The organism is Streptomyces longisporoflavus (assembly GCF_014649775.1).
In the GTDB taxonomy this organism is placed as follows: domain Bacteria; phylum Actinomycetota; class Actinomycetes; order Streptomycetales; family Streptomycetaceae; genus Streptomyces; species Streptomyces longisporoflavus.
Window position 1 is genome coordinate 1 of sequence record NZ_BMTR01000045.1, and the last position, 12,148, is coordinate 12,148.

The window sequence follows — 12,148 nt, forward strand, 5'->3', positions numbered from 1 at the left end:
TCTCGCCGACCCCGAAGGCAACGAGTTCTGCCTGCTCAAGGCCCGCCTCAACCCGCTCTGACGGCTCCACGCCCCGGGCGGCCCCCCGGGGTCCCGGGACAACCGGTGATCTCCAGTGGTGGCTCGCGGCCGGGGGATACCCCGCCCTGAACTGCCCTATCCAGAGCGGGAGTCCGCCGGGCCGCTGCTGCCCGCCTCGTTGCGCGGGCGCAAGCGGTCGGATGACCGCAGGGTCCTCAACGGGACGGTGATCCGCCCGGCGACGCCCCGGAGCGCATTCCTGGCCTTGTGCGAGTCGGGACGCGATCGTGTTGTACGCGATCCACCGCCGGTAAAGACGGGCGTTCCATCCGCTTCCCGAGGCCCTCTGGGCGCGTAAGCCAGAAGCCGGCATCACTCACACCCCCGCCCCCGTCCTCGCCGACCAGCGGCAGCCGGCACGTCAACTCCCGGCTGCCGCTGCCCCGGGAAGAATTCAACGATGCGATGGACCGTGCCCTGGCAGCGCTGACAGCGGCATAAAGGGGGGCTCTCGGGCCCGGGGCAGGTGCTGCAGAACCCGTGCTATTCGGTGGCTCCTTGACCGAACCGCGCGGTGAGAAGGGCCAGTTGGTGCAGGCGGCGGCAGTAGCGAAGCTCGTCCGGATCGGCAAGGAGGGGCAGGACGTTGTCCAGTGCGGTGATGCACTGACACAGGATCTTGTGCCGCCGCGCATCCAGGGAGCCGTTGCTGCTGTGCCAGGTACTCACGCACCCGGCGATGTCCGCATCGAGCATCACCACGTCGCTGCCCGCCAGTTCCACGCCCCGCAGTCCGGCGGGAAAATCAGCTTGGAGGTGTTCCTTCCACAACCTGGACACGGCTTGCTCGTCATCACTGGCGCTGTTCATGGCTGCCATCCTCCAAGATGCGCGGTGACGGGGTCGGGTACGGCGGGAGCGACCCCAAGACCGCCCTCCACCGACTCCACGTCCAGGTGACGCCGCGGTAGCACCAAGGCGCCGCGGCAGGCCGAAGTCGTCGGCGACGTCCCTGCCCCGGGCGGGAGCCAGGCTGCGGAGCGGCAGGGGCCGGGTCCGGGTCCGGGTATCGGCGAGGAGATGGGGCCCGGTGCCCGGACGTGCTCAAACCCGCTGCCCGGCGCCGAGCGCGTGCAACGCGGTCGGGCCGACCCGGGACCGGGGGCGGTTGTGGGCGTCAGGGCAGGGCGGGCACGTCGAAGCGGGCCGCCGGCGCTTTCGGGCCGGCGGCCATAAGACGATGGGGCGTGGTTCGGTGCGTGGCCGGGCGGCGAGAGCCCGGGGCGACGCTGGGATGTGCGTCGTCAGGGGGTGCGAGTGTCGTAGTTCTCGCGGTTTGCGAGGACCTCGGCCATGTGTGTCTGCGCCCAGTATCTGAGCCCGCGGGTCATGTGGTGGAGCGAGAGGCCGAGGTCGGTCAGCTCGTAGGAGACGGTGACAGGGACGGTTGGCGTCACGGTACGGGTGAGCAGACCATCGTGCTCCAGCGACCGTAGCGTCTGGGTCAGCATCTTCTGGCTGACCCCGGCCAGAAGACGAGAGATCTCGGAGTAACGCATCGCCTTCGGAGCGTCTGCGTGTGCTGCACCGGGCTGGCCAGGGCTGTTGTCGCCGCCCAGCGCACACAGGATCAGGACGACCCACTTGTCCGAGATTCGGTCGAGCAGTTGCCGGCTGGGGCACCCTGCCAGGAACGCGTTGTACTCCACCTTGGCCTGAGCCCTCTTCTGGGCCGCCTTGATTGTCGTCACTGATCGCACCTCTCACCAATGGGTGGGTTACGCACTTCCAAGTGCCTACTTCCCCACAGGAAGTTTCTCTCCAATGCTGATGCAGGGAGGCAGCAGGCGCCACCCCCAAGTAAACGACGAAAGGCAACAAAATGGGCACACCCTTCCTCTCTCTTCCCGGCGGCACTTGGACGCTGGGTGACCTGACCGCCACCCGGTTCGGCTACGGCGCCATGCAACTGGCCGGCCCGTGGGTCATGGGGCCGCCCGCCGATCGCGAGGGTGCCCTGGCCGTGCTGCGTGAAGCGGTCGCTCTCGGTATCACACACATCGACACCAGCGACGCCTACGGGCCGCGCGTCACCAACGAGTTGATCCGCGAGGCACTGCACCCCTATCCCGAGTCGCTGCACATCGTGACCAAGGTGGGCGCGAACCGCGACGAACAGGGCGGCTGGCCTACAGCCCGCCGACCCGAAGAGCTGCGCCGCCAGGTCCACGACAACCTCAAGTCCCTCCGCCTCGACGTACTCGACCTGGTCAACCTCCGACTCGGCAACGCCGAAGGTCCCCAGCCCGGCTCGCTCGCCGAGGCGTTCGAGACGCTCGTCGAACTCCAGCAGCAGGGCCTGATCCGCCACCTCGGGATCAGCAACGCCACCGAGGAGCAGGTCACCGAGGCACAGGGCATCGCGCCGATCGTGTGCGTGCAGAACATGTACAACCTCGCCCACCGCCACGACGACAAGCTCATTGACCGGCTCGCCACCGACGGCGTCGCGTACGTGCCCTTCTTCCCCCTCGGGGGCTTCACCCCGCTTCAGTCCTCGGCGCTCTCGGCGGTCGCCGCTCGACTGGAGGCGACACAGATGTCCGTCGCGCTGGCCTGGCTGTTGCAGCGATCACCGAACATCCTGCTCATCCCCGGCACGTCATCGACGGCACACCTGCGCCAGAACATCGCCGGCGCGGGACTCTCCCTCTCTCATGAGGACTTGACCGAGCTGGACGACATCAGCCGCTGAATGCCCCAGAGCTGACCGCCTCACAAGCCACGACCAAAAGCCACCGTGCAAGTTCCGGCCTCGGTCACCTTCGCGCGGCCGGGGCCGAAGCAGGACGATTCGCCCTCACCTGGATGACAGCAGATCATCAACCGTCAGGAACTTGTGTCACACCAGCGGTGGCAGCTCACCCCGCGTCAGTGGCCGGGTAAGCGTCGAGGTCTCCCGAGGACCGGGGGTTCCTACACCAAGCCCATCCGGAAGACCTCGACGTTGCACGACGAACGCGAAGAGTCCTGGCGCAACCGCGTCGAGGTCGTCGCGATGGACGGTTTCACGGGGTTCAAGACCGCCGCCGGCGAGGAACTACCCGACGCGGTCGCGCTCATGGACCCATTCCACGTCGTGCGTCTGGCCGGCGACGCACTCGATCGATGCCGCCGACGTGTCCAACTGGCCATCCACGGGCACCTTGGACGCAGGTGCGACCCCCTCTATGCCGCACGGCGAACCCTCCACACCGGCGCTGGCCTGCTCAACGACAGGCAGAAGGACCGACTGGCCGCGCTGTTTGCGAGTGATGCTCACGTTGAGGTCGAAGCCACGTGGGGGGTCTACCAGCGGATGATCGCCGCCTACCGCGAACCCGATCGGAGTAAGGGCCGAGAGCTGATGGTGAAGTTGATCGAGTCGGTCAGCCAGGGCGTCACGAGCTCGTCGAGCGAGATCATCACGCTCGGCCGGACACTGAAGAAGCGAGCCACCGACGTGCTGGCCTACTTCGAACGCCCGGGCACGTCCGACGGACCGACCGAGGGATTCCCGCAGCCCGCCGACTTCACCCGCGCTTTTCGCAGCGCTATGGGAGTGCCGCCCACCCACTACCGGGCGCGGTACGCGGCGCACCCGCCGCCCGGTAAGGGGACGACCGCTCGGCGTCAGTGGGACGACCCCCGGACGAGGACGACGTGCGAAGCCTCGCCCCGGCCGAGGTCGCCCTGGTGCACCACGTCACCGTAGTCCGGCTGGCACGCCGGCTCCTGGAAGCGGCGGAGTTCACCTGCAGGCTGATGACGAAACCCGCCCCCTCCTGGCTGCGGGCCTGGGGCCCGACTGCGCCTGGCCGCGCGACACCCGGTCACCGGGCCAGCGTGGCCGCCCACCGCGTGAAGATCTCGGCGTACCGCGCCGGGTCGGACTGATGCATCATGTGCGATGCGTCCGGCACCGACTCGTAGTCGACCTTCACCCCCGCCGACTCCATCAAACGCCTGGCCTGCGCGGCCTGCTCGTCGGAGAGCGCCCCGAGCAGGTTCCCGGTCTCCGGGTCGGTGCCGTGCACGTGGTGCGTGAGGAGCACCGGCGTTTTGACCTGGCCCAGCATGCGCTCGTGCGGGCAGTTCAGCCCGACGGTCCCCTCGTAGAAGGCCCGGGCCCATTCCGGGTCGTACTCCTTGAGGTGCTGGGGGATCACGTCCGCCACGAAGGACCGCGCCATCGGCGACGACGACACGCCGGCCGCGCGGCAGAACCCCTCCCAGTCACCCACGCTCCACTGGTCGCCGAGATACGTGCGGAAGAGCTCGAACACCGGCCCCACCGCCTGCCGGACCGAGTGACCGTGCGCCGGGACGAGTTCGGACGCGAAGAGCGGCGGGTCCTCGCACAGGACGCCCCGGAGCTGACCAGGCATGGAGTACGCCGACAGCCACGCCGCGAGGACGCCGCCGGAGGAATTGCCCGCGACGACGACGGGCCGTTTCACCACCAGAGCGATGAACCGGACCAGGTCGTTGCCGAAGTTGTCGAGGCTGTAGCGCTTCGGTGTCCAACTGCTGCGCCCCTGGCCCCGCAAATCGACGGCATAGACGTGATAGTGCTCCGCGAGCAGGCCCATCGTCTCCTCGTACGACCACCAGGAGCCCGTCTGCTCGGGGATCAGCAGCACGGCGGGGCGATCCGGGTCACCGGCCTCGGCATAGTTCATGGTGATCTCGCCGAGATCGATCTGCTGCTCGGGATAGAGGTGCGGGACGTGGGCGTCGCGCAGCGCGGGGTTGGTCACCATTGTGGTCTCCTCGGTCTGTTCTGCCCGTCGTTACGGGCGGATGGCGCTTCCGACGGCCCGGCGCCGGTGCTCAGAGCCGGGCGCCCGCCCTCACTGGGTGGGCACGTCACAAGTTATTTTTCGAACGGTGGAAGACGACGCGCACCGACGATTCCTATGAGTGGAACACCGGTACAAGTCCCGCGCTCGGGCAGCCCGTTGCACGGCGGACCGATCCTGGAACGGGCCTTCCGAGTCCTGGGTGCCTTCACCGAGGCCAACGTGAGCCTGGCACTTCACACAAGTGCGGCCCAGGCAGGAGAGCACCCCGTCCCGGGCCGCGGTCCGGCTGACGGACGTGGGAGCCCTCGAACGGCTCGAGAACGGCGACTTCGTCGTCGGCCGGCAACTGCTCGAGATCGCCTCGCTGGCACCCAGCGGTCACGGACTGTGCGCCGCCGCGCTGCCGTTCATGCAGGAGCTGCACCGGGGCGGCGGACCCCTCCCCCTCACCGGGACCGACACCGGCATCGCTCTGCTGGCGCACGCTCCCGAGCGGATACGAAAGGAAGCGCCGGCCGGCGCGAACGACGCGGCCTGCGCCCGCCGACTCCTGGCCACCGTCCGCAGCGACGGCATCTGCGCCGTGAGGATGCCCGACCCACTACGCTCCGGGCCCACCGCCCATGCCGACCGTCGCCGCCCCGATCCTGGACCGTCGCGGCGACGCACGGGGCGCGTTGTCGCTGGTCGCACTCGACGAGGGCGGACCCCGTGCCGCGGCTGTGACGGCGCTGCACAGGGCGAGTCCGGCGATCTACCGGGCCGCGGGCCCGTGAACCACGCCTTCGCCGGGCAGCAGGTCGGCACCCGCCGGCAGGAACTCCCCGGTCCGGTGCCCCTCACCAGACAGGCCGTCCACGGTACTGCCGCCGTGGACGGCCGGGACGACACACCGCCCTCCGCCTGGCCCGGCCGTGCAGCCGCCGGCGGCTCAGGGCTCGACGAACTTGTCCGCCAAACCCCGTTCCAGGTAGTCGTCCGGCAGATCCTGGATGACGAGCTCGGCTTCGGTGCGTTCGGTGTGCAGCCGCCAGTAGGCGTCGGCGATCGCATGCGGCTGGGAGTCGTGGCCCCCTTGGCCGATGAACGCGGCGATCGCCACGTGCGCGGCGTAGACGCCGGTGCCGGAGAGCGCCGCGTGCAGGTTGAGGATCCAGTTGCGCATCCCGCCGGTGGCGATCTGGACGTTCGCCACGTGCGGGGCGATCACCGGCCCCGACCCCGCCCCGCTGCTGACCAGGATCGTTCCCGTGCCGCGTTCCAGCATGCCGGGCAGGACGTGCTGCACCGCCGCCACGCCCCCGAGCAGATAGAGGTCCAACTGGGCCAGAACCGAGTCGACGGTGACCTTCGTGGCCTCGACCAGCGGCGCCCGGCGCAGGTCGGCCAGGGACGGCGCGGGCGAGTACTCAAGTATGTCGATCGGTCCCAGCCGCTCCTCGACGGCGGTGAGCGCCGCGTGCAGTGCGGGACGGTCGGTCACGTCGGCGGGGAACGCCTCGGCCCGCACGCCCGTGTCGGACAGGTCGTCGGCCACCGCCTGCAGCGTCGTACGGCTGCGGGCGATCAGCGCCACGTCGATCCCCTCGGCGGCGAACCGCCGGCCGATCTCGCGCCCCAGTTGCGGGCCTGCGCCCACGATCGCGAGCGTGCTCAATTCGCCACCTCGTTATTCTTGTATCGACATTGCGGACTGCGGATGTCGGATTTTCGATGCATGCCGGAACAACGGTAGGAAGCGTGTGGTCCCGTCGCCTCGGACGGGCGCGTCAGCTCGAACGGGAGATTCGCGACAACGATGAGCGGCACTTTCTCGGCAGACGTGAGCGGCGCGGACGCCTTCAGCGATTTCGCACACGAGTGGCGGAGCCGGATGGGCGGGACCTTCGCGCTGGCGCCCTTCCGCCGGTCGACCGTGTCCGGCTTCTCGGCGCGGTCCCGCGGGTTTCGGGTGCGGGACATGATGTTCAACCGCTTCGAGACCGCGGCCGCCCTGCGGACGGCGGGCCGACGGGTCGGGGCCGACGATCACGTACGCCTGTGGATCGTCCACCGGGGGGCCTGGCGGTTCGAGGAACCGGGAGGAGCCGAGCACACGGCACCGGCCGGTCGCCTGCTGGTACAGACGGGAAGGCTGGCCCAGTTCTCCGCGGCGCCACACACCGTCGTGCAGGTACTCGTCCTGCCCGCCGCAGAGGTTCGGCCCGGACGGGGCAGGCCGGCCTCCGGTCCGGCCGACACCGCAGAGGTGCGGCTGCTGACGGCGCACGCCGCCATGGTGGGCCGGATGCTGGACCGTCTCGGGCCGGCCGGGGTCGACGCCGCCCGCGGCACCCTGGCCGAGTTGGCCCGGGCTGCCGCCGGGGGCGGCCTGGACGACGTGGAGCCCCTGTTGTCGCCGGCCCTGGCCCAAGCCGCGCGGGACCTGGCCGACCGCCGGCTGACCGACCCCGTTCTGTCCCCCTCGGCTCTCGCCCGGGAGCTGAACGTCTCCCCGCGTACCCTCCAACGGGCCTTCGCCAGGGAAGGCCGACCGCTGAGCGCCTACATCCGGAACCGCCGCCTCGAGGAGGCCCGCCGCGCGCTCGTCGCATCGCACCGGCGGATGACCGTCACGGAGATAGCCGCCCGCTGGCAGTTCGCCGACAGCGGGCACTTCGCCCGCGAATTCCGCAAGTACTACGGCCGGACCCCGACCGACTACGCCGCGGCCGCTGCCCGTGAAACGGATGCCACATAGCTGTGCGGGCCGGCGCCGCCACCCGCCCACGGTATGGACGCCCGGGTCAGCCGAGGCACACCACCAGCAGACGGAGTTGCGGCGACGACGGTTCCCCCCGCGGGTGGTGCCCCTGGGCGCGTCCCCGTCGCTGCCGTCGCCGGGCGCCAAGGTGGCCGGCGGCTGCCGCGTCGTGGGGTCCGTGCTGGGCGGGATGTGGACCATCTCGCCGTGGAACCCCTGGTGGTTGTACCAGTCGCCCCACTCGGCGGTAGCCATCTCAACTTCAGAAAGCGCCTTCCAGACCGACCGTGGCTTGATCAGTTCCGTCTTGTCACAGGCCGATCGTCGACTCCATGGGGGCGCTATCGCAGGCGTCGCCGACCGAGCCGATGGAAAGCCTGAGGAAAAAACGGCGACCAGGGCGTGATCTGGCGGCGCAAGACCGTCCGCATCCAGCCCCGCTCAGGGCCTGCTTCAACCGTTGGCGGATGCGTTGCCGTGCCCAGAGCGCCGGGACCGTGGGCACGATCGCGGGGCGTTCATCGCGGCCGGAGGCTCAGGAACCAGCCACAGTTGTGGGCGCGGTCCAGCCGGTAGCTCGAATCCACTCGACCAGGTCCAGGGTGGCCGGCTCGATCGAGCGCACCACCGCGAGGTCCGAAGGGCATTCCCCCGCCGTCGCGAACTCGCGGAACATCGCCTTGTCGAGGTCGTTGGGAAGCACGCTCAACGGGAGAGCCTCGTACCGTGCCGGGAGCCCGGCGCGCGCGCCGAACGCCGCGGCGATCTGGGGGCCCGTCAGCTCGTCGCCGACGAGCTCGACGGCTCCGCCGGGCGCCTCCGCGGTGTCGAGCAGGAGCGCGGCGGTGACCCGGCCGATGTCCCTGACCGAGATCATCTTCAGGGCGACGTCCTCCGGAAGCGGCAGCCTCAGCACGATCTCCCCATGCTCCAGGCTCGGTGCCATCACGCTCGCGAAGTTCTCCATGAAGGCGGTCGCGCGAACCATCGTGGCCCTCAGGCCGGACTTCCTCAGGTGCTCCTCGATCCAGTGCTTCGAGTCATGGTGCGGCACACCCGACTCCCGGTCCGCTCCGAAGACCGAGTTGAACACGACGTGCGGGACGCCCGCCTCGACCGCCGCGTCGACGAGCGCGGTACCGATGCGGATCTCCGCCTCGACCTCTTCGAGGCTGTTCGCCTCCGGGGTCATGAAGTAGAACCCCTCCACCGTCGCCAGCGCGGCGGCCAGCGACGCCGGGTCGTCGGCCCGGATGGCCGCCAGCTCGACGCCGCGGGCGGCCAGCGCCTGAGCCCGGTCGGACTGCGGGTTACGGACCAAAGCCCGCACCCGCGCCTTGTGGTCCAGCAGTGCGTCGACCACCGCCCCGCCCTGTTGCCCCGTCGCGCCGAAGACTGCGATCGTGCCGGTCGTCTGTGTGCTCATCGCTGCCGCCCCTCATTAGTTCATGCCGTGAACGAAATTAGTTCACGGCATGAACTACGTCAAGGATGTAGCGGGACCTTACGGGGGTTGGTTCGAGGTGGGCGAAGAGAGGTCCGAGGTATCCACGATGGCGGTGGCCACGCGCTCGAAGTCGCGCTGGTCTTCGGCGTCGAGGTTCCTCGCGATCTCGGGCAGGCGCTTGGCGACCTCGGCGTAAATGGCCTCGGCGAGCGCCTTCCCCGTGGGCGTCGCGCTGAGCATGACGACCCGTCGGTCCTGCGCCGAACTTGCCCGGCCGACCAACTCGCGCCGCGCGGTGCGATCGACCAGCTGGCTCAGTGCGTTCTTGGTCATACCCAACGACGCGGCAAGGTCAGCCATCTGCCGCGGCTCGTTCCTGACTGCGCAGAGCAGCGTGGCCTGCGAGGGGGTCAGGTCGAACTCGGCGGAGATCTGCGCGTACTTGCGTTGGATCACAACCGAGAGCCAGAAGAGCTTGTCGCCATAGTCCACGCCGGCCTCCTCCGCCCGATGACGAACGATCAGCCTACTCGCCGCGGGCCGGCAGACCGCGCCACTCACCAGGAGATGCACCTCTGCGAGACCGGCCCGGCACTCCTGACCCACCCACTTTGATCGACTTACGTTGTCCCTTCCTCCCAGGTGGCGCCTCTACGGCGCGCGACGGGTCGCGCGCCGGTGCCATGTCACTTCTGTGCCGCGTCAAGGGTGGGAGGCGGTGTATCCGGTGTGGTCGCCCTCCCTCAGGAATGTCGCCGAGCTTCTTGACGTCGATGGGGTAGCTCAGAGGGCTGATGTGGCAGCGCCGAAGCACCCGGTGCATGGACGACGGCGCGACCCCGCAGCCGGGCACCTTCGGAGGGCGGCGCCGTACGGGACAACGAGGCCTCCGCCTGCCGGTGACGCCTCAGGGTCTGTCCGAACAGTGTGGATCTGCAGCAAGAGCCGTTGTCGGTCAGGATGCGTTCGACGGTGATGCCGTGCTCGGTGAAGAAGGTGTTCGCGTGCTGCCAGAAGGCGGCGGCGGTCTCCTCACCCTTGTCCGGTCAGGACCTCGCGCAGGCGAGCCGGGAGTGGTCATCGGCGACGGTGTGGACGAAGCTGTAACCGATCACCGGGCTTCCGCCTTTACGCGCGTCGCTCGTAGCAGCCGGTTGGCCATGACCTGTTGTCGGGGCACGGCGCGGTGGCCGCCGCCGTCGGGGATGTTGCCGAGCTTCGTGATGTCGACGTGGACGAGTTCACCAGGGCGGAAGCGTTCACAAGGGCAGATGACCCGTCCGGTGGGCCGGTCCATCCAGCGCAGCCGGTTCAGGCCGTGACGGGTCAGGACGCGGTGCACTGTGGAGACGGGGATGCCCAAGACCGGAGCGAGCGTGCGGGGCCGGGCTTCCGCTCGCGCCGCAGCACACAGAGCCGTGCTTCGGCATCGGTGGAGGTGCGGTGTGGGGTGGTCCGGGATCGGCTCGTGCGGTCGTATTCGAGGGTCACACCACCTCGACGCCCGGATGTTCGCGCAGCCACGCCTCCAGGGTGTCGGCGGTGCGGTCGGGCAGCACGTCGATCCGCTCATGAGTCCCGGCGTCGATGATCACGGTCGCATAGCGGCGGCGTCGGCGCAGAGCGAAGTCGTCGACGCCGATCACGCGAGGCACCCGCCCGGCGGGCAGCGGGATCCGCAGCAGCGTGCGCAGAGCCGTGTGACGCGACAGACTCACCGCGAGTACCGCCGGCAAACGTGCCCCGGCCCGGCCCGCTAACTCCTTGACCACGGCCTTGACTTGCCTGGTCAGACGAACGGTACGGCGCTGGTATCGGTTCAGGACGCCGGGCACCTGCTCGTGAAAGGTGTGGCGGCAGCCGCGCGTAGGACACACCATGCGCCGCACCCGCACACGAACCAACACCCGCCGTTCGTCGACCGGCACGTCGGCCACCGTCCGCCAGGGATAGCCGTGTACGCGTTCCGACGAGGCCCCGCACATCGGGCAGGCCGCAGTGTCCTGCGGAGTCCGTGCCCACACCAGGATGCGCTCCCCTTCGTCGACCACATCCTCGATGACCAGCGGGGACAGTCCCGAAAAGACCGTCTGGACAAGGTCGTTGACTCCACGAGAAGACTAACGAGCCCTCACGACTCTCCGTCACCACCGAAAGCGAGACAGGGCCGTTAGTTTCACAGTCCCCCCAACGTCGGCGGACGCGGTGGCTCCCGTAGCGACGGCGGTCAAAGGCTCTTCAGGGCAGCGGCGCTGGAGCTGCCGGCTTCTGCCGTGTAGATAACCAAGGAGAAACCTGAGCCGGGCAGGCTGAGGATATGCCGGTCGATTTCCAGCTCGCCTAGTGTGGGGTGATGCAGGTTTTTCCGCATGCTGGGCATGGGGCGCACAGCGTGGTTACACCAGCTGCTCGCAAAATCTGGATCGCGGGTTGCGAACTCGTTGATCAGCTCTGCGAGCACGTTATCTGCGGGATACCGAACGCTGGCTGCGCGCAGTTCAGCGGCTGCCTGCTGAGAGAAATCGGACTCCGAACCGGGCGCGCCGGTGCAGAGGGTGTCACGGAATCTCGTCGAGATGCGCGTGAGGTTGCGCTCGCCAGGTGTGAGACGAGAGAAGTCTGTAATCAGAACTGCGGCTGCTGCGTTCCAGGCGACGATGTCTTGCCGGTGGTTGACGATGTAGGCAGGGATGCCGTCAAGTCTGCCGAGCAGCTGTTGGGCATCCTCGGGTACGTGCTCTGGCGTGCCGTCGTTCTCTGCGGGCAGCACTTGTCCGGCCAGGCGGGCCAGGTGGTCACGCTCTGCTGCAGTGAGCCGAAGAGCCGTCGCCAGTGCAGACAGCACCTGCGGTGAGGGCCTGGGTGCCCGTGCCTGTTCCAGTCGTTCGTAGTAGCTCACCGACACCTGCGCCAGGGCGGCTACCTCTTCGCGGCGCAGTCCGGGTGTGCGACGAGCGCGTTGGCTTGGTGGAAGCGTCGCTTCGGCCGGCACATCTTCTGGTCGCAGGTCCTCGCGCCGACGGCGGAGAAAGTCTGCGAGTTCCTGGCTGCTCACTCCTCCATCCTGTCACAGGAGCAACAGCTAAGCCTCGC

Annotated in this window: 10 protein-coding genes and 3 pseudogenes; 4 read left to right on the top strand and 9 right to left on the bottom strand. The window is 68.9% G+C overall.

Annotated features, from left to right (window positions below; translation table 11 throughout):
* Positions 1-564 precede the first annotated feature (564 nt).
* Positions 565-891 (bottom strand): hypothetical protein, encoded by a 327-nt coding sequence (locus IE226_RS40480; protein WP_190086527.1) that lies wholly within the window; start codon positions 889-891, stop codon positions 565-567.
* 434 nt (positions 892-1,325) lie between these two features.
* Positions 1,326-1,772 (bottom strand): winged helix-turn-helix transcriptional regulator, encoded by a 447-nt coding sequence (locus tag IE226_RS40485; RefSeq protein ID WP_190086528.1) that lies wholly within the window; start codon positions 1,770-1,772, stop codon positions 1,326-1,328.
* A 131-nt stretch (positions 1,773-1,903) separates the two neighbouring features.
* Here IE226_RS40485 and IE226_RS40490 point away from each other — a divergent pair, with 131 nt between their 5' ends.
* Both IE226_RS40490 and IE226_RS40495 read left to right on the top strand, forming a co-directional pair.
* Positions 1,904-2,776, top strand: a complete 873-nt coding sequence (locus IE226_RS40490; protein ID WP_190086529.1) for an aldo/keto reductase family oxidoreductase — start codon at positions 1,904-1,906, stop codon at positions 2,774-2,776.
* Positions 2,777-2,920: 144 nt separating this feature from the next.
* Positions 2,921-3,649: pseudogene (locus IE226_RS40495) on the top strand (ISL3 family transposase); the annotation flags it as partial.
* A 244-nt stretch (positions 3,650-3,893) separates the two neighbouring features.
* Here the strand turns inward: IE226_RS40495 and IE226_RS40500 are convergent.
* Positions 3,894-4,823, bottom strand: coding sequence for an alpha/beta fold hydrolase (locus IE226_RS40500; RefSeq protein WP_190086530.1), 930 nt, complete (start codon positions 4,821-4,823; stop codon positions 3,894-3,896).
* Between the two features lie 665 nt (positions 4,824-5,488).
* Here IE226_RS40500 and IE226_RS44570 point away from each other — a divergent pair.
* The gene (locus IE226_RS44570) at positions 5,489-5,641 is read left to right on the top strand and encodes a hypothetical protein (protein WP_229871885.1); all 153 of its coding nucleotides are present in this window, start codon (positions 5,489-5,491) and stop codon (positions 5,639-5,641) included.
* Positions 5,642-5,796: 155 nt separating this feature from the next.
* Here IE226_RS44570 and IE226_RS40510 read toward each other — a convergent pair whose 3' ends face one another.
* The gene (locus IE226_RS40510) at positions 5,797-6,522 is read right to left on the bottom strand and encodes an SDR family NAD(P)-dependent oxidoreductase (protein WP_190086531.1); all 726 of its coding nucleotides are present in this window, start codon (positions 6,520-6,522) and stop codon (positions 5,797-5,799) included.
* A 141-nt stretch (positions 6,523-6,663) separates the two neighbouring features.
* On the opposite strand from IE226_RS40510, the gene IE226_RS40515 reads away from it, so the two are divergent.
* A complete protein-coding gene (locus tag IE226_RS40515; protein WP_190086532.1) occupies positions 6,664-7,605 on the top strand; it encodes an AraC family transcriptional regulator in 942 nt (313 codons plus the stop codon).
* 538 nt (positions 7,606-8,143) lie between these two features.
* On the opposite strand, the gene IE226_RS40520 is transcribed toward IE226_RS40515, so the two are convergent.
* The 5 genes and pseudogenes from IE226_RS40520 to IE226_RS40540 form a co-directional block, all read right to left on the bottom strand.
* A complete protein-coding gene (locus tag IE226_RS40520; protein WP_190086533.1) occupies positions 8,144-9,034 on the bottom strand; it encodes an NmrA family NAD(P)-binding protein in 891 nt (296 codons plus the stop codon).
* 78 nt (positions 9,035-9,112) lie between these two features.
* Positions 9,113-9,547 carry a MarR family winged helix-turn-helix transcriptional regulator gene (locus IE226_RS40525; RefSeq protein WP_190086534.1) on the bottom strand — a complete coding sequence of 145 codons (435 nt, stop codon included), beginning with the start codon at positions 9,545-9,547 and terminating at the stop codon, positions 9,113-9,115.
* Between the two features lie 416 nt (positions 9,548-9,963).
* Positions 9,964-10,534: pseudogene (locus tag IE226_RS40530) on the bottom strand (transposase family protein); the annotation flags it as partial.
* 11 nt (positions 10,535-10,545) lie between these two features.
* Positions 10,546-11,130, bottom strand: a pseudogene (locus IE226_RS40535) (transposase family protein); the annotation flags it as partial.
* A gap of 152 nt (positions 11,131-11,282) precedes the next feature.
* Positions 11,283-12,110, bottom strand: coding sequence for a helix-turn-helix transcriptional regulator (locus tag IE226_RS40540; protein ID WP_190086535.1), 828 nt, complete (start codon positions 12,108-12,110; stop codon positions 11,283-11,285).
* Positions 12,111-12,148: the final 38 nt, after the last annotated feature.

Excerpts from the sequence above, each read along its gene's own strand:
- IE226_RS40520 (WP_190086533.1), bottom strand. The coding sequence starts at position 9,034 with ATGAGCACACAGACGACCGGCACGATCGCAGTCTTCGGCGCGACGGGG.
- IE226_RS44570 (WP_229871885.1), top strand. The coding sequence starts at position 5,489 with ATGCCGACCGTCGCCGCCCCGATCCTGGACCGTCGCGGCGACGCACGG.
- IE226_RS40500 (WP_190086530.1), bottom strand. The coding sequence starts at position 4,823 with ATGGTGACCAACCCCGCGCTGCGCGACGCCCACGTCCCGCACCTCTAT.
- IE226_RS40490 (WP_190086529.1), top strand. The coding sequence starts at position 1,904 with ATGGGCACACCCTTCCTCTCTCTTCCCGGCGGCACTTGGACGCTGGGT.
- IE226_RS40515 (WP_190086532.1), top strand. The coding sequence starts at position 6,664 with ATGAGCGGCACTTTCTCGGCAGACGTGAGCGGCGCGGACGCCTTCAGC.
- IE226_RS40480 (WP_190086527.1), bottom strand. The coding sequence starts at position 891 with ATGAACAGCGCCAGTGATGACGAGCAAGCCGTGTCCAGGTTGTGGAAG.